The organism is Vogesella amnigena, from assembly GCF_042648905.1.
Lineage (GTDB): Bacteria > Pseudomonadota > Gammaproteobacteria > Burkholderiales > Chromobacteriaceae > Vogesella > Vogesella amnigena.
Window position 1 is genome coordinate 256,200 of sequence record NZ_JBHRYH010000021.1, and the last position, 17,388, is coordinate 273,587.

14 protein-coding genes are annotated in these 17,388 nt (G+C 66.1%); 6 read left to right on the forward strand and 8 right to left on the reverse strand.

Annotation, left to right across the window (positions count from 1 at the left end; translation table 11 throughout):
* Position 1: 1 nt before the first annotated feature.
* From zwf to pgi, 5 genes are all read left to right on the forward strand, one after another.
* A complete protein-coding gene (zwf, locus tag ACFOKJ_RS11075; protein WP_390279518.1) occupies positions 2-1,474 on the forward strand; it encodes a glucose-6-phosphate dehydrogenase in 1,473 nt (490 codons plus the stop codon).
* An 87-nt stretch (positions 1,475-1,561) separates the two neighbouring features.
* A complete protein-coding gene (gene pgl, locus ACFOKJ_RS11080) occupies positions 1,562-2,239 on the forward strand; it encodes a 6-phosphogluconolactonase (protein ID WP_390279520.1) in 678 nt (225 codons plus the stop codon).
* Between the two features lie 161 nt (positions 2,240-2,400).
* Entirely contained in the window at positions 2,401-3,381 is a 981-nt protein-coding gene (locus ACFOKJ_RS11085; RefSeq protein WP_390279522.1) for a glucokinase, read from the forward strand.
* Positions 3,374-4,225: a transcriptional regulator HexR gene (gene hexR / locus ACFOKJ_RS11090; protein WP_390279524.1), complete on the forward strand. Its 852-nt coding sequence runs from the start codon at positions 3,374-3,376 to the stop codon at positions 4,223-4,225. Before ACFOKJ_RS11085 ends, hexR begins: the two co-directional genes overlap by 8 nt.
* An 88-nt stretch (positions 4,226-4,313) precedes the next feature.
* Positions 4,314-5,963 (forward strand): glucose-6-phosphate isomerase, encoded by a 1,650-nt coding sequence (pgi, locus tag ACFOKJ_RS11095; RefSeq protein WP_390279526.1) that lies wholly within the window; start codon positions 4,314-4,316, stop codon positions 5,961-5,963.
* A 278-nt stretch (positions 5,964-6,241) separates the two neighbouring features.
* Here the strand turns inward: pgi and gabP are convergent, their stop codons facing one another.
* On the reverse strand, positions 6,242-7,645 hold the full coding sequence (gene gabP / locus ACFOKJ_RS11100; RefSeq protein WP_390279528.1) for a GABA permease: 1,404 nt from the start codon (positions 7,643-7,645) through the stop codon (positions 6,242-6,244).
* A 307-nt stretch (positions 7,646-7,952) separates the two neighbouring features.
* On the opposite strand from gabP, the gene pdxR reads away from it, so the two are divergent.
* A complete protein-coding gene (pdxR, locus tag ACFOKJ_RS11105; protein ID WP_390279530.1) occupies positions 7,953-9,455 on the forward strand; it encodes a MocR-like pyridoxine biosynthesis transcription factor PdxR in 1,503 nt (500 codons plus the stop codon).
* Between the two features lie 16 nt (positions 9,456-9,471).
* Here the strand turns inward: pdxR and ACFOKJ_RS11110 are convergent, their stop codons facing one another.
* The 7 genes from ACFOKJ_RS11110 to ACFOKJ_RS11140 all read right to left on the reverse strand — a co-directional run bounded on the left by ACFOKJ_RS11110 (position 9,472) and on the right by ACFOKJ_RS11140 (position 17,265).
* On the reverse strand, positions 9,472-10,296 hold the full coding sequence (locus ACFOKJ_RS11110; RefSeq protein WP_390279532.1) for a substrate-binding periplasmic protein: 825 nt from the start codon (positions 10,294-10,296) through the stop codon (positions 9,472-9,474).
* A 156-nt stretch (positions 10,297-10,452) separates the two neighbouring features.
* Positions 10,453-11,940: an aldehyde dehydrogenase family protein gene (locus ACFOKJ_RS11115; protein WP_390279534.1), complete on the reverse strand. Its 1,488-nt coding sequence runs from the start codon at positions 11,938-11,940 to the stop codon at positions 10,453-10,455.
* A gap of 67 nt (positions 11,941-12,007) precedes the next feature.
* Positions 12,008-13,609, reverse strand: a complete 1,602-nt coding sequence (locus ACFOKJ_RS11120) for a 5-guanidino-2-oxopentanoate decarboxylase (protein WP_390279536.1) — start codon at positions 13,607-13,609, stop codon at positions 12,008-12,010.
* Between the two features lie 164 nt (positions 13,610-13,773).
* Positions 13,774-14,958, reverse strand: coding sequence for a pyridoxal phosphate-dependent aminotransferase (locus ACFOKJ_RS11125; protein ID WP_390279538.1), 1,185 nt, complete (start codon positions 14,956-14,958; stop codon positions 13,774-13,776).
* A gap of 25 nt (positions 14,959-14,983) precedes the next feature.
* A complete protein-coding gene (locus tag ACFOKJ_RS11130) occupies positions 14,984-15,679 on the reverse strand; it encodes an ABC transporter permease (RefSeq protein WP_390279540.1) in 696 nt (231 codons plus the stop codon).
* Between the two features lie 13 nt (positions 15,680-15,692).
* A complete protein-coding gene (locus ACFOKJ_RS11135; RefSeq protein ID WP_390279542.1) occupies positions 15,693-16,403 on the reverse strand; it encodes an ABC transporter permease in 711 nt (236 codons plus the stop codon).
* A gap of 88 nt (positions 16,404-16,491) precedes the next feature.
* On the reverse strand, positions 16,492-17,265 hold the full coding sequence (locus ACFOKJ_RS11140; protein WP_390279544.1) for a transporter substrate-binding domain-containing protein: 774 nt from the start codon (positions 17,263-17,265) through the stop codon (positions 16,492-16,494).
* Between the last annotated feature and the right edge of the window lie 123 nt (positions 17,266-17,388).

Genomic DNA, 17,388 nt, shown 5'->3' on the forward strand with positions numbered 1-17,388 from the left:
GATGGACAACGCTAATCTGCACACCCCGGCCTTCGACATGGTGCTGTTCGGGGGCACCGGCGACCTGGTCATGCGCAAACTGCTGCCGTCGCTGTACCAGGCACACGCTGCCGGCCTGCTGAACGAGGAAGGCCGCATCCTGGCGCTGGGCCGCCGCGACATGGCGCGCGAGGACTACCTGGCGATGGTGGAAAAGAGCGCGCGCATCCATATCAAGGAATATTTCTCCGACGCCGCCTGGCAGGGCTTTCTCTCCCGCGTGGACTACCTCAAGGTAGACGCCGGCACGCCGGAGCACTACCCGGCGCTGGCCGACGCACTGAACCAGCACGTTGGCCGCGTGGCGGTGTGTTACCTGGCCACCGCGCCGGACCTGTTCGAAGGCATCTGCGACAACCTGGCCGCCGTGGGCCTGAACCACGACAAGGTACGCGTGGTGCTGGAAAAACCGCTGGGCCACGATCTGGAATCGTCCAACGAGATCAACGAAGCCGTTGCCCGCCACTTCAAGGAAGAGCAGCTGTACCGTATCGACCACTACCTGGGTAAGGAGTCGGTGCAGAACCTGCTGTCGATCCGCTTTGCCAACGCGCTGTTCGAACCGCTGTGGCGCCGCGAGTGGATCCACAACGTGCAGATCACCATCTCGGAAGACCTGGGTGTGGGTACCCGTGGCGACTTCTACGACAACACCGGCGCGCTGCGCGACATGGTGCAGAACCACCTGCTGCAGCTGCTGTGTATCGTGGCGATGGAGCCGCCGGCCAACCTGGGCGCCGACGCGGTACGCGACGAGAAGCTGAAGGTACTGAAGGCATTGCGCCCGTTTACGGAGCAGGACGTGGCCGGCAAGACCGTGCGCGCGCAGTACAAGGCCGGCGCGGTGGGCGGCCAGCCGGTGGTGGGCTACCTGCAGGAGCAGGGCATTCCCGCCGGCAGCCAGACCGAGACCTTTGTCGCCATCAAGGCCGAGATCGACAACTGGCGCTGGGCCGGCGTGCCGTTCTACCTGCGCACCGGCAAGCGCATGCAGGAGCGCCTGGCGGAGATCGTGATCAACTTCCGCGACGTGCCGCACCACCTGTTCCCCAGCCCGATGGGCCTGAACACCGCCAACCGCCTGGTGATCCGCCTGCAACCGGAAGAAAGCATCCGCCTGTACTTCCTGTCCAAGGAGCCGGGCGACACCCAGCGCCTGCAGCCGGTGCACCTGAACCTGGATTTCCACGAATCGTTCAAGGTACGCCGCGCCGACGCCTACGAGCGCCTGCTGCTGGACGTGATCCGCGGCAAGCTGGCGCTGTTCATGCGCCGCGACGAGCTGGTGGAAGCCTGGCGCTGGGTAGAGCCGATCATGGACCACTGGCAACACAGCACTACCCCGCCCAAGCAGTACACCGCCGGTACCTGGGGCCCGGCTGCCTCCAGCGCGCTGCTGTCGCGTGACGGGGTGTCGTGGCACGAGGAGTGCTGAGCACTCTCCCCTGCCTGCGGCCAACGTTCCCCTGAAGGTTGGCCGCAACGGATAAAAACAGCATCAATAGCATCAACGGATACAGAGATGAATTTGCACGCATTCGCCTCGGCGGCTACTGCCAGCGCCGCACTGGCGCAGGCAGTAGCCGCCGACCTGGCCAGCGCCATCGCCGCGCGTGGCCAGGCGGTACTGGCCGTTTCCGGCGGCCGCTCGCCGGTTCCCTTCCTGCAGGCGCTGGCCGCGCAGGACATCGCCTGGCAACAGGTTTCCGTCACTCTGGTGGACGAGCGCGTGGTGGCTCCCGACCACGCCGACAGCAACGCCGGGCTAGTGCGCGAGCACCTGCTGCGGGGCAAGGCTGCCGCCGCCAGCTTCCTGCCGCTGGTACAAACCGGCAGCGATGCCCAGGCCGAGCTGGCCGCCGCCACCGCGCAGTGGCGCACCCCGGACGTGGCCGTACTGGGCATGGGCGAAGACGGCCATACCGCCTCGCTGTTCCCGAACGCCAGCAACCTGGCCGAGGGCCTGGCTGCAGCCAACCCTGCCGCGCTACTGGTAGTGGTGCCGCCGGCAGCGCCGCACACCCGCATCAGCATGACGCTGGCCGAGCTGCAGCGCAGCGGCAAGCTGTACCTGGCGATTGCCGGCGAGGCCAAACGCCGCGTGCTGGACGCTGCCGAAGCCGCCGTCAGCGATACGCTGCCAATCAGCCACCTGTTGACCGCCACTGCCCGTCCGCTGGACGTGTACTGGTCTGTCTAAGAACATATTCACGATCTAGCGAGCTAGAGCGAGACAAGGCGAAAACGGCTGAGGAAGCGGAGTTGACATGAAGTCAATGAGCATTCCGAAGACGTTTTTAACGCGGTATCGCCGAAGCGCAGCAGATCGTGCGCAAGTCCTGAGCGAGGGATAACGTAACCATGAGCACCCTGCACCCCTACCCGCGCCTGCTGGCCGACATCGGCGGCACCAATGCCCGCTTCGCGCTGGAAACCGCGCCCGGCATCATCGAGGACATCGATGTACTGCCCTGCAACGATTACCCGACGCTGGCCGATGCCATGCGTGCCTACCTGCAGCGCGCCGATACCCATTCGGTTAGCCATGCCGCCATCGGCATCGCCAACCCGGTGACCGGCGACTTCGTGCAGATGACCAATCACCACTGGGCATTCTCCATTGAGGCCACCCGTCAGGAACTGGGCTTCGCCACCCTGCTGGTGCTGAACGACTTCACCGCGCTGGCACTGGCGCTGCCGCACCTGCCGGCCAGCGAACTGGTACAGGTGGGCGGCGGCGAGTTGCGCCACGGCGCCAAGGCGCTGATCGGCGCCGGCACCGGCCTGGGCGTATCCGGCCTGCTGCCACACGGCGGCAGCTGGGTGGCGATTGCCGGCGAAGGCGGCCACGTGTCGTTCGCCCCGGTGAATGATGAAGAGGCCGCCATCCTGCACTATGCGCAGGGCCGCCTCGGCCAGCATGTGTCCTGCGAGCGCTTCCTGTCCGGCCCCGGCCTGGAGCTGATTCACGATGCGCTGGCGGTGGCGGACGGCGAAGCCGCCGGCCAGCTGTCGGCGGCGCAGATCAGCGAGCGCGGCCTGTCCGGCCGTGATGCGCGCTGCGAAAAAGTGCTGGCGCACTTCTGTGCCATGCTCGGCACCGCCGCCGGCAACCTGGCGCTGACACTGGGCGCGGTTGGCGGGGTGTATATCGGCGGTGGTATCGTGCCGCGTTTCGGCGACATGTTCGCCCGCTCCGCCTTCCGCGAGCGTTTCGAAGCCAAGGGCCGCTTCCGCGACTACCTGGCCGCCGTGCCGGTGTATGTGATCCACAGTGCCTACCCGGCGCTGACCGGCGTACAGGCCGCACTGGCCGACCACCTGGGTGACCACCATGCTTGAAAAAATCCGCGCAGACCTCGACAAGCTCTCCGGCGCCGAACGCCGGGTAGCGGAGCTGGTACTGGCCCAGCCGTATACCGTGATGCAGTCGGCAGTGTCCGACATCGCCACCAGCGCCGGCGTCAGCCAGCCGACGGTGATCCGCTTCTGTCGCAGCATGGGCTTTAGTGGTCTGTCGGATTTCAAGCTCAAGCTCGCCGGCATCCTGGTGGGCGGCGTGCCCTATGTGCACTCCAGTGTGCGCCCGGAAGACCCGGTGTCGGAGATCACCGCCAAGGTGTTCGACAACACCGTTACCGCGCTGCTGAAGTGCCGCAACGACATCAACCCGCAGGCGGTGGATGACGCGGTGGACCTGCTGGCCGGCGCGCGCCGCATCGAGTTCTACGGCCTGGGCAACTCCGGCATCATCGCCGCCGACGCGCAGCACAAGTTCTTCCGCTTCGGCATTCCCACCGTGTCCTATGCCGACAGCCACATCCAGATCATGGCCGCCGCAGTGCTGGGGCCGGACGACGTGGTGGTGGCGATTTCCAGCTCCGGCCGCTCGCGCGAGCTGATGGACGCGGTGGAAATGGCGCTGTCCACCGGCGCCAAAGTGATTGCCATCACCGTGCCGGATACACCACTGGCGGAAAAAGCCACCGTGACGCTGGCGGTGGATTCGCCGGAAGACAGCGAAACCTACAGCCCGATGCTGTCGCGCATCCTGCACCTGGTGCTGATCGACATCCTCACCGTGGGCGTGGCGCTGAAACGCGGCCCCGGCGTGGTGACGCAGCTGGAAAAAGCCAAGCGCAGCCTGAAACAGAAACGCCTGCGCGGCGACGAAGAGCATGACTAAGCCTGCACGCGCCCCGCGCAGCAGGCGCACAACAGCCAACCCGACAGAGGTTGGCCGCGACAATACGACAAAGAGACCCGGAGCCATCATGAGCAAACTGACGCAACTGCCCGCCTGGAACGCCTTGTGGCAGCACTTCGCCGAAGCCAAACAGCTGCACATGCGCGAGCTGTTCGAAACCGACCCGCAACGCGCCGAGCGCTACTCGCTGGAAGTGGGCGGCCTGTTTCTCGACTACTCCAAGAACCGCCTCACCGACGACACCCTGAAAGGGCTGATGCAACTGGCGCGCGAAGCCGGCCTGCCGGCACGCATCAAGGCCATGTTCAAGGGCGAAAAGATCAACAGCACCGAGAACCGCGCCGTGCTGCACGTGGCGCTGCGCAACCGCACCAACTCGCCGATCCTGGTGGATGGCGAAGACGTGATGCCGAAGGTGAACTCGGTGCTGGCGCGCATGGGCAAGTTCGCCCACGCGGTGCGCAGCGGCGAATGGCTGGGCTACACCCACCAGCCGATTACCGACGTGGTGAACATCGGCATCGGCGGCTCCGACCTCGGCCCGCTGATGGTGTGCAGCGCGCTCAAGCCCTACGGCCACCCGCGCATGAACATGCACTTCGTCTCCAACGTGGACGGCGCGCAGCTGAAGGAAACACTGAAGAAGGTGCACCCGGAGACCACGCTGTTCGTGGTGGAATCCAAGACCTTCACCACCCAGGAAACGCTGACCAACGCGCTGACCGCACGCGAGTGGTTCGTGTCGCGCGCGCGGGACGAAAAGGCGGTGGCCAAGCACTTCGTGGCGGTATCCACCAACAAGAAGGCCGTGGCCGAGTTCGGCATCGACCCGGCAAACATGTTTGAATTCTGGGACTGGGTGGGCGGCCGCTACAGCCTGTGGTCGGCCATCGGCCTGCCGATCATGCTGTATCTGGGTGAGGAGAACTTCACCGAGCTGCTCAACGGCGCCCACATCATGGACCAGCACTTCTACAACGCCTCGTACGAAGAGAACATGCCGGTGCTGCTGGCCATGATCGGCATCTGGTACATCAACTACTACGGCGGCGGCAGCCACGTGATCGCGCCGTACGACCAGTACCTGCACCGCCTGCCGGCCTTCATCCAGCAGCTGGACATGGAATCCAACGGCAAGAAGGTATGCGTGGATGGCAGCACGGTGAACTTCGAGACCGCGCCTATCATCTGGGGCGAAACCGGCATCAACGGCCAGCACGCCTTCTTCCAGCTGCTGCACCAGGGCACCCACATTTCACCTATCGACCTGATCTGCTCGCTGGAAAACCGCACCAGCCTGCCGGGCCACCACGAGATCCTGCTGGCCAACGTGTTCGCCCAGGCCGAGGCCTTCATGCGCGGCAAGACCGCCGACGAAGTGCGCGCCGAGCTGGCGGCGCAGGGGCTGGAAGGCGAGGCGCTGGAAGCGCTGGTGCCGCACAAGGTGTTCGACGGCAACCGCCCGACCAACACCCTGCTGATGGACCGCCTCGACCCGCGCAACCTCGGCAGCCTGATCGCGCTGTACGAGCACAAGATCTTCGTGCAGGGCGTAATCTGGGGCATCAACAGCTTCGACCAGTGGGGGGTGGAGCTGGGCAAGCAGCTGGCCAAGACCATTCACGCCGAGCTGGCCGGCAAGCTGGCTTCCGCGCCACACGACAGCTCCACCAAGCTGCTGATCGAACGCTACCGCCGCGCCAACCGCAACCAGTAAGCGTGGGTAGACGCGGCCAAGTGCGGACGCAGATTACAAGAAGCCGGACAGTGCAGACTGTCCGGCTTTTTTGCGGCCAACGTTGTGTAGCTTCGCAGGGGGCAAAGCGTAGCCCGGATAAGCCGCAGGCGCATCCGGGGTTTGCCGGCTGGAGGGTAAGGCGTCCCCGGATGCGCTGCGCTTATCCGGGCTACCTTGTGGGCCACCTTCGCGGCAGCAAAAAAATACCCGTCGCACAGGCGACGGGCAAAGGCTGTGATACAGCAGGGTCAAACAAATCAGGCGCGGCTGGCGGCAGTCTGCAGTGTGCTGCTGCGTACCCACGGCGTGCCGAACAGGCGGGCACGTACCCAGCCCACCGCCAGCAGCAACAGGGTCAGCACGCCGGTGCCGATTACCTCGATCTGGTGGTCCGGGCGGAACGCCATCAGCACCACCACCGCGCAGATGAACACGATCACCGCCCAGGTCAGGCCCGGGAACAGCCACATCTTGAAGGCCGGGGTCTCGCCGGCGGCAACCATTCTCTGGCGCATGCGCAGCTGCGAAATGGCAATCACCAGGTACACCAGCAGCGCGATGGTGCCGGAGGTAGCCAGCAGCACGTTGAACACTTCTTCCGGCACCAGGTAGTTGGCAATCACCATCAGGAAACCCACCACCATGGAACCCAGCACCGCCTTCTGCGGCGTGCCGTTGGGGGCAACCTCGCCGAACAGCTGCAGCGCGTCGCGGCGGGTGGACAGCGAGTACAGCATGCGCGAGGCGGTATACAGCGCCGAGTTCAGGCAGCTGGCTACCGACACCAGCACCACCACATCGACGATGGCCTTGGCATTGGGGATGCCGATCAGCTCCAGCGTGCGCTGGTAGGAACCCTGCAGCGGCAGCGAGGGATCGTTCCATGCCACCAGCGCCGTCACCACGAAGATGGAGCCGAGGTAGAACAGGCAGATACGCCATACCACCGAGTTGGTGGCCTTGGTGATCTGCTGCTGCGGGTTGTCGGATTCCGCCGCGGCAATGGTGACGATCTCGGTACCGAGGAAGGTGAACATGGTGGTGAGCATGGCGCCCAGCACTGCCTCGAAGCCATTGGGCATGAAGCCGCCATGCGCGAACAGATTGCTCACACCGCTTACCTGGCTACCCGGAATCAGGCCGCAGATGGCGGCACCGGCAATGGCCAGGAAGGCGACGATGGCCACCACTTTCACCAGAGCGAACCAGAACTCGAACTCGCCGTAGTTCTTTACGCTGAACAGGTTGGTGATGGTCAGCAGCACGGTGATGCCCAGCGCGAACAGCCACATCGGCACACCGGCAAACCAGGCATGCAGGATGGTGGCGGCGGCGGTGGCTTCCAGCGGAATCACCAGCACCCAGAACCACCAGTACAGCCAGCCGATCATGTAGCCGGCCCAGTGGCCGATGGCGCGATCGGCATAGGTGGAGAACGAACCGGTATCGGGCGAGGCCACGGCCATTTCGCCCAGCATGCGCATCACCAGCACCACCAGCAGGCCGGCAATGGCGTAGGCGATCAGCACCGCCGGGCCGGCTTCGGCAATGGCGTGGCCGGAGCCGACGAACAGGCCGGCGCCGATCACGCCGGCAATCGACAACATGGTGACGTGGCGTTGCTTGAGCCCGTGGCTCAAGCCGGAGGAGGTTGCAGTCATCAACTATTACTCTCTATTGGTCCGGGGAAGACCGCTTGGGCGGCCCTTGTTTTTTGTTGTTATGTTCGGGCGGCTTGAAAACCCGGTTTTCTAAGCGAGACAAGGCGCGAATAAAAAATTCCGACGCAGCATATGGCGGATATGTAAGGAGGAATTTTTTATGAGCAACGCAGTATCGCAACGAAAGCTGGCGTTTTTCGAGCTGCCCGTTTGCATTGGGGGGAATGCAGGCCGGCAGTGTAAGGGGCCATTGGCGATATAATTAGACCCAATCATGTTTTTCTGATGGAGCCAATTTACCGTGTCCATGCCATCTCCCCCCGCCGGTGGCGGCAGCTCGCCACTGCTGGGTGACCTGCTGCAACAGCAGTTCAACCGTGGCAGCAGCGAGGCCAACAACCAGCAGCTGTACCGGCTGCTGCGCGATGCCATGCTGCAGGAACAGCTGCCGCCCGGGCTGCGGCTGCCGTCGTCGCGCCAGCTGGCCACCGAGCTGGGCGTGGCCCGCAACACGGTGATCCACGTGTACGAACGGTTGGCCGCAGAGGGCTATGTCAGCGCCGGCGTCGGCCAGGGCACCTTCGTGCTGGATACCCGGCCGGACCGGCTGGTGGCGCTGGAACATGCCCAGCCGGCCACGCCGGCACAGGCGCAGGCGGCCATCTCGGCGCGCGGTCAGGCGCTGGTGGCACAGGCCGGCGCCGCCGAGCGGCAATGGGGCGCCTTCATGCCCGGCGTGCCGGAGGTGCGTACCTTTCCGGCGCGCATCTGGATGCGGCTGCAGAACCGGCAGTGGCGCAAGCCGCAGCCGGACCTGCTCACCTACGCGGTGGGGCCGGGGCTGCCGGCGCTGCGCCAGCAGCTGGCCGACTACCTGCGCAGCTCGCGCGGGGTGCGCTGCTCGCCGGAGCAGATCATCGTCACCAATGGCACCCACGCCGCCATGCAGCTGGTATCGCTGCTGCTGGCCGACAGCGGCGACAAGGCCTGGGTGGAGGATCCTGGCTACTGGGGGGTGCACAGCGTGTGGCGCAGCGCCGGGCTGGATACCATCCCCGTGGCGGTGGACGAACAGGGGCTGCAGCTGGACGAGGGCATGCCGCAGGGGGTGCCGCGGCTGATCTACGTGTCGCCCTCGCACCAGTACCCGCTGGGCGCGGTGATGAGCCTGGCGCGGCGGCGCCGGCTGCTGGCCTATGCGCGACGCAACAACTGCTGGATCGTGGAGGACGACTACGACAGCGAATTCCGCTACGGCCGCCCGCCGCTACCCTCGCTGCAGGGGCTGGATGCGCACGGCCGGGTGATCTATCTGGCCACCTTTTCCAAGGTGATCTACCCCGGTCTGCGCCTGGCCTACATGGTGGTGCCGGAGGCGCTGGTGGAAAGCTTCCAGACCGGGTTGTCCGAGCTGTATCGCGGTGGGCAGTACCTGACTCAGGCGGTGCTGGCGGATTTCATTGCCGAGGGACATTTTGTCGCCCATATCCGCCGCATGCGCCAGCTGTACGCGCGGCGGCGCCAGGCGCTGCTGGCCGCCATCCGCCAGCATTTCGGCGAGCGGCTGCCAATCCATGACGGCGCCGCCGGCCTGCACCTGGTGCTGGGCCTGCCGCCGGGCAGCAACGATCTAGCAGTGTGCGAGCAGGCGATGCGCGCCGGCGTGCTCACCCGCCCGCTCAGCCAGTACTACCGTGGCGCGGCGCCGCAGCCCGGCCTGCTGCTGGGCTATGCCCACGTGGACGAGGCCGACATCGAACGCCACTTTGCCACCCTGGCGCAGGTGATACGCAGCCAGTGCAGGCTATAGGGTTGGCCGCAGCGGTTTAGCGAAGGCGCAGCGCGGTGTTGTTGAAGGTCCAGCGCTGGCCACCGTCCGGCGTGCGCACCTCGGTATCCGGGCTGAACAGTGCGCGGCCCTGCCTGTCCAGCAGCCGGTAGCGGCTGCCAAGCTGCTGGTAGAAACCGCCGCGCGCCAGCTTGCGAATGGCACTGTTGAAGCGCTGGCGCGCATCCGGATCACGGAACGACAGCGAGTACAGCGTGGGTGGAAACAGCGCATGGCTGCATACCGGGCGGATCGCACCGGCAGGCAGGGTGAGCTGCGGCGTGAGGCCGAGGAAGATGAACAGGTCGGAAATCACCACGTCGGTGCGGCCGGAGTACAGCAGATTGCCCAGAATCAGCTGCGGCGATACCTCGCTGTAGCCGGCGTTATTACGCGTCATGTCGGCGAATTCCGGCCCCAGGAAACGCTGTGCGTTATGGAAGGCGGTAACACGGTGGCTGCCCAGCGCCGCAATGGTCGGCAGCGAGAGGTTCCGCTCGCACAGGGTAATCGCCATATTGTGGTAGGCGATATACGGCACCGACACGAAGGGGCCATTGCGCGAGATGGCGGCATCTACCCTGCCCTCGGCCAGCGCCTGCTGCGCGCGCTGATTGGGCATGTACACCACCTGCGGCTCGTAACCGGCATCACGCAAGGCGGTGGTTACCAGCTCGTATTCAATGCCGGAACGCTGTTCCTGCAGGATATAAGGCGGTTTGTGTTCGCCGAGCGCCACCAGTAGCGGCTGGGCAAAAGCAAGACTTGCCAGGCTCGTCAGCCCGGCAAGCAGCAGGGAATGACGGATAAGCTGGCTGACCATGACAGCTATTGTAATGGACGATGACAAATTACGGGTGGCTTGCCATGGCTAACTGTCGCCGGCTTGCGGCAAATCAAGCGCGACACCGCGCCGGACAACGGCACAAGGGGGAAAAAAGCAGGTGCGGCCGCCCCCGGCCGCACCCTCAGGAGCAACTCAGCGCAGCCGCATGATGGTGGATTTCATCTCGGTGTATTTGTCCAGCGCATGCAGCGAGTTGTCGCGGCCATTGCCGGATTGCTTGTAGCCACCGAACGGGAAGTTCATGTCCGCCAGCTCGTCGTAGCAGTTCACCCATACCGTGCCGGCGCGCAGCCGCGCGGCCACCGCGTGAACGCGGCGCTGGTCGCGGCTCCACAGCGCGGCGGCCAGGCCATAGTCGCTGTCGTTGGCCAGGCGGATGGCGTCTTCCTCGTCGTCGAACGGCACGATCACCAGTACCGGGCCGAAGATTTCCTCGCGGGCGATGCGCTCGCTGCCGCTGGCGCATTCGAACACTGTGGGCTGCAGATAGCAGCCGCCATCCCGCGCCAGGCGTTGGCCGCCGGCCAGCAGGGTGGCCTCGCTGCGGCCAAGCTCGATATAGCGCGCCACGTTGTCGCAGTGGCTGCGGTCTACCAGCGCGCCAAAGCTGCTGGCCGGGTCCAGCGGGTGGCCGGGCTGGCAGTCAACAGCCACCGCCAGCAGCGCCGCGCGGAAGGCAGGCAGGATGCTGCGCTGTACCAGCACGCGCGAGCCGGCGCTGCACACCTGGCCCAGGTTGTAGAAGATGGCAAACGCAGCGCTGCTGGCGGCCTGCGCGATGTCGGCCACGTCGTCGAACACGATATTCGGCGACTTGCCGCCCAGCTCGGTCCACACCCGCTTCATATTGCTGTCGGCAGCGGCGTGCAGGATCTTGCGGCCAACCGGGCCGGAGCCGGTAAAGGCGATGCAGTCCACATCGTGGTGGCGCGCCAGCAGCTCTCCCACCTTGCCATCGCCCGGCAGCACGTTCAGCACGCCATCCGGCAGCCCAGCCTCGCGCGCCAGCGCGGCGATGCGCAGCGCGGTCAGCGGCGAGCGCTCCGACGGCTTGAGCAGCACGCTGTTGCCGGTGGCCAGCGCCGGCGCCAGCTTCCACATCGCCATCAGCAGCGGGTAGTTCCACGGCACGATGGCGCCCACCACCCCCACCGGCTCGCGGGTGACGGTGCCAAGAAAGCTGCCATCGCCCGGAATCACCTCGCCATGCTGCTTGTCGATGGCCTCGGCAAACCACTGCAGGCAGTACACGGTGCTGGGCAGGTCGATGCTGGAGGTGTCGGCGATAGGCTTGCCCACGTCCAGCGTTTCCAGCAGCGCCAGCTCCTCGCTGTGTTCGCTCAGCAGCCCAGCCCAGCGCAGCAGCACCGCCTTGCGCTCGCGCGGCGCCAGCCGCGACCAGCTGCCGGCCTCGAAACTGCGGCGTGCGGCGGCTACGGCACGATCAACATCGGCACTACCGCAGCGGGCGAATTCCCCCAGCAGGCGGCCATCGGCCGGGCTGACGCAGGGCAGCGTTTCGCCGTCGGCGGCCCAGCTGTAGCTGCCGTCGATGAAGGCGCGCAGTTCGATGGGCAGCGCGGCGGCGCGCGCCTGCCAGTAGGCAAAATCCTTGTCCATGCTGCTTCCTTTCCGTCATCGCACGATCGCTGGCCGGTGTTGGCTCGCGCGATCGTGGTTAATTGGATTACAGCCCCGGCAGCGGGGCCGGGATCTCGATCAGGCTGGGGCCGCTGCGCTGCGCTGCCGCTTGCAGCGCAGCAACAATGGCGGCATTGCCGCTGGCCTGCTCGGCATGCCAGCCATAGCTGCGCGCCAGCGCCACGAAATCAGGGGTGTACAGATCCACTCCCAGCGGCGTGACTTCGGCGGCCTGCATGGCGAGGCGGATTTCGCCGTAGCAGCGGTTGTTGAGCAGCAGCACGATCAGCGGCAGCGCGTTTTCCACCGCGCTGCCCAGCTCGGCCACGGTGAACTGGAAACCGCCGTCGCCGGCCAGGCAGATCACCGGCTGCTGCGGTGCGGCCAACGCGGCGCCGATGGCGGCCGGCAAGCCGTAGCCCAGCGCGCCAAAGCCCACCGAGGCGTTGAACCACTGCCGTGGCGCCAGCGCGTCGAAGCCGAGGTTGCCGGCATATACCAGCCTGGTGGAGTCGCCCACCCAGCGCGCCTGTGGCAGCGCGTCGCGCAGCTGGTGCAGCAGCGCCAGGTCATCGCGGCTTTGCGTATCCAGCCGGTTGGCAAAGCCGGCACGCACCTGCGCCGCGCGGGCTTCGCCTTCGCGCTGGCCACGGTGCTCGGCCAGCAAGCGGCACAGCGCGGCCACGCTGGCGGCGGCGTCGCCCAGCAGCGGCAGGTCGGCGGCACGGTTGCGGAACAGCTGCTGCGGGTCGATATCGATACGGATCAGCCGGCCCGGCAGCGTGAAGCCGCCGTCGGCATACATGTCGTAGTCGGTGGGGCCAAGCTCGGTGCCGATGGCCAGCACCACGTCGCTGCCCTCGATCAGCGCCCGCGCCGCCGCCAGCGACGGCGTGCAGGACAGTGCCAGCGGGTGGCCGGCGGGCAGCACGCCACGGGCATTGATGGTCATCACCACCGGGGCGTCCAGCAGTTCGGCCAGCCGGGTGATATCGTCCGCCGCCGCCGTGGCGCCGCCGCCTGCCAGCAGCAGCGGCCGGCGCGCACTGCGCAGCTGCTGTGCGGCCAACGCCAGCTCGCTCTCCGCTGCCGCCGCGCGCTGCAAGCGCGGCGGTTGTGCCGGCAGCGGCAGGTGGTCGGCGGGGGCCGACATCAGGTCCAGCGGAATCTCGATGTGCACCGGCCGAGGCCGCGCGCCGTCGAACACCGCGAAGGCGCGCGCCAGCACCTGCGGCAGCTCCTCGGCGCGGGTCAGGCTGTGGCTGAAGGCGCACACCTGGCTGGCCAGCGCCTGCTGGTCCGGCAGCTCGTGCAGGTAGCCGTTGCCGGAGCCCTGCTTGCCAAGCGCGTTGACGCCGGAGATCACCAGCATCGGCACCGAGTCGGCATAGGCCTGGCCCATGGCGGTAAGGGTGTTGGTGAGGCCGGGGCCTGAGATCACCAGGCATACGCCGGGCTTGCCGCTGACGCGGGCGTAGCCGTCGGCCATGAAGCCCAGGCTCTGCTCGTGGCGGGCGGTGATGTGGCGGATCGGGCTGTCGGCCAGGCCACGGTACAGCTCCACGGTATGCACGCCGGGGATGCCGAACACGGTATCCACGCCGTATGTGGCCAACAGTTCGGTGAGGTAGACGCCCAGGGTTTTCATGTTGCGCTCCTTTCTTGGGTAGTAGAGCGTGCTCACGATCTAGCGAGCTAGAGCGAGACAAGGCGAAACCGGCTGAGGAAGCGGAATTGACATGGAGTCAATGAGCATTTCGAAGACGGTTTCAACGCCGTATCGCCGACGCGCAGCAGATCGTGTGCAGGCTCTTATGCCGGCTGCGGCTGCAGCTGGGTCACAAAGGTGGCAATGCGACGGCAGGCTTCCGCCAGTCGCGCCTCGTCCAGCACAAAGCCCAGGCGCACGAAGCCGGCGGCGGTGTCGCCGAAGGCGCTGGCATCCAGCACCGATACCCCGGTTTCACGGAACAGCTGCCAGGCAAAGTCATGGGCGGACAGGCCGCTGCCGCGCACGTCCAGCAGCATGAACATGCCGGCCTCCGGCAGCTGGCAGCGCAGGCCGGGCACGTTCGACAGCTGCTGGTAGCACACGTCGCGGCGGCGGCGATAGGTGTCGCGCATGGCGGCAATCACCGGTCCGCGCTGCTCCACCGCCAGCTGCGCCGCCTCCTGCACGAAGCCGGGCAGGCCGTACAGCATGCACAGCGCCAGCCGTTCCAGGTGGATGATCAGCTCGCGCGGCGCCACCACCCAGCCGGTACGCCAGCCGGCCATGGCGTGCGATTTGGACAGGCTGCCGATGGTGACGGTGCGCCCAGCCATGCCCGGCAGGCTCACCATGCTGATGTGCGGGCGCTCGAAAGTGAGGTTGGCGTACACCTCGTCCGATACCACCCACAGATCATGCTGCTGCGCCAGCGCGGCGATGGCGGCCAGCTCGTCGTGCGTCATCACCGCGCCGCTGGGGTTGTTGGGTGTGGCCAGGAAGATGGCGCGGGTGCTCGGGGTGATGGCGGCGGCAAAGGCCTGCGGTTGGATGTGAAAGCCGCTCTCCACGCTTACCGGCACCGGCACCAGCGTGGCGCCGCTGGCGCGAATGCTGGCTTCGTAGGTCAGGTACATCGGCTCCGGCACCAGCACTTCGTCGCCGGCCTGCAGCAGGCACTGCGCCACGGCGAACAGGCCGTTCTGCGCGCCGCCGACCACGATCACCTGGTCGGCATCCACCGCCTGCCCGGTTTCCTCGCTGTGCATGGCGGCAATGGCGCGGCGCAGCCCCAGGCGGCCGTTCACCTCGCTGTAGTGGGTGTCGCCGCCGCGCAGCGCGCTTACCGCACGCTCGGTGATGTGCTCGGGGGTGGCGAAATCCGGGTCGCCCACGCTGAGAACGAACACCTCCCGCCCCTCGGCCTGGGCCTGCAGGGCGGCGTAGTGGATTTGCCAGGCGTCGGTGCGTTTGCCGGCCAGGCGGTCTACCAGAGTGGAGTAGTGCATGCTGAAGGTCCTTGATGAGTAACGGTTACAGCGCGTTGCGGAACGGCAGCCGGGCTTCCAGCCGCCGGAACAGCTGTTCGATGCACAGCGCCAGCAGCAGGTACACGCCGGCCATCAGCAGCAGCGGCTCGTAGGTGAGAAAGGTCTGGTTGCGGATCAGGTTGGCCATGCCCAGCGCGTCCATTACCGCCACGGTGGAGGCCAGCGCGGTGGACTTGAGCAGCATTACCGACTCGCCGGCCAGGGTGGGCAGCAGCATGTACAGCGTGCGCGGCAGCCAGATGCGGCGGATGATCAGCCAGCGTGGCATGCCCAGCGCGCGTGCGGCTTCCAGTTCGCCCTTGGGTACGCCGCGCAGGCCGCCCTTGATGACTTCGCCCAGGTAGCCGCCCACGCTGAGGGTGAGCGCCAGCGCCACGTACCAGAAGCCTTCGCGCAGATAGGGCCACAGCCAGCTGTCGCGCAGCCAGGGGCTGTCCTGGAACAGGCTGCCCACGCCGTAATACATCACGTAGATCTGCGCCAGGAGCGGCGTGCCGCGAATCAGGTTGGTATAGGACAGGCTGAGCCAGGCAATGAACGGTTGCTTGGACAGCCGGCCAAACGCCACCGCGATGGCCAGCAGAAAGCCCAGCACGCCGGAGATCAGCAGCAGCTGCAGCGTGGTGAGCAGTGCCAGCCACAGCTGCGGCCGGTAATCGGTGATCCAGGAAAAATCCATGTCGCGCTCCCGCTCAGTGGGCTGGCATCCAGCGGCCGATGCGGCGATCGACGCGGCTGAACAGCAGGTTGGACAGCAGGGTGATCAGCAGGTACACCAGCGACACCGAAACATAGAACAGCAGGTATTCGCGGGTGGAGCCGGCGGCCTGCTTGGTGGTGAACAGCAGCTCGCTGTAGCCCACCACGCTGATCAGCGCGCTGTCCTTGATCAGGATGAGCCACAGGTTGGACAGCCCGCCCAGCGCGTAGGGCAGCATTTCCGGCAGGATGATGCGCTGCAGCACCATGCCGCGGCGGCAGCCGAAGGCCCGTGCCGCCTCGATATGGCCGGGCGGTATCGACTGGATGGCGCCGCGGATGATCTCGCCGGCGTAAGCACCCTGCACGATGCCCAGCACCACCACGGCGGCCATGAAGCCGTTGATCGGCGCCGGCTCCTGGCCGAACTGCGCCAGCAGGTAGTTGATCAGGTCGCCGCCGGCGTAATACAGCAGCAGGATCAGCAGCAGCTCCGGCACGGCGCGGCAGATACTGGTGTACAGATTGGCCAGCCACACCAGCGGGCGCGGGCCGGACAGCTTGGTCATGGCCACCAGCACGCCGATGAGCAGACCGACGACAAAGGCGCCGATGGAAATCTGCAGGGTCACCGCGGCGCCATCCAGCAGCGCCGGGCCCCAGTCGAGAACCACGGTATCGAATACGTGTTGCAACCAGCTCATGACGGACTTCCCTTGTGGAGGGGGTGGTGGAAGTGTCGTACAGCCGCTTGCCAGAGGTTTCAGGCCAGTGGCAAGCGGCCTTGCCGGCTTATTTCGGCGCTACGCTGATCTTGAAGTACTTCTTCTGGATGGCGTCGTAGCTGCCACCCTTCAGCAGCTTGTCGATGGCGGCATCGAACTGCTGCTTCAGTGCCACGTCCTGCTTGCGCAGGCCGGCGCCGATGCCGGGGCCGAACAGCGGGTCACGCGGCGCCAGGCCCTTGGACTCCAGCTGCGCCCCCTGCTTGCTGGCCAGGAAGTCGCCTGCGGCCAGGCCATCCAGCAGCATGGCGTCGATGCGGCCGGCGGCCATGTCGGCATTCAGCTCGTCCTGGGTGTTGTAGTACTTGATGCTGGCGCTCTGGCCATAGCGCTTCATCACGAAACTGGCGTTCACCGTGGACGACTGCACCCCTATGGTCTTGCCGCGCATGCCGGCCGGGCTGAGGTCCAGCTTGCTCCCCTTGGCACCCACGAACATGGCGTCGGTGTAGTAGTAGGGCTTGCTGAAATTGATCACCTTCTGCCGCTCCGGGGTAATCGACATGGAGCTGAAGATCACGTCGATCTTCTTGCCCTGTAGCGAGGGAATGATGCCGTCCCAGGCCACCTCGGTGATCTGGCACTGGGTCTTCATCTCCTGGCACAGGCGGTTGACCAGTTCCACCTCGAAACCGCTCCACTGGCCATTGCTGCCCTTGATGGAAAACGGCGGGTAAGGCTCGGCAGCCACGCCGATCTTCAGCGGCGTGGCTGCCATGGCGCCGGAGGCGGCCAGGCCCAGGGATACGGCACAGCACAGGGACAGCATTGTGGTTTTCATCTTGCGTTTCTCCTGATGGGTGTGTGACGGCACAGCCGGGGTAGCTGTGGGGCCGTTACCGTTGGCCGCAGCCTCAGAGCCTGTTCACGATCTGCTGCGCGTCGGCGATACGGCGTGAATTCG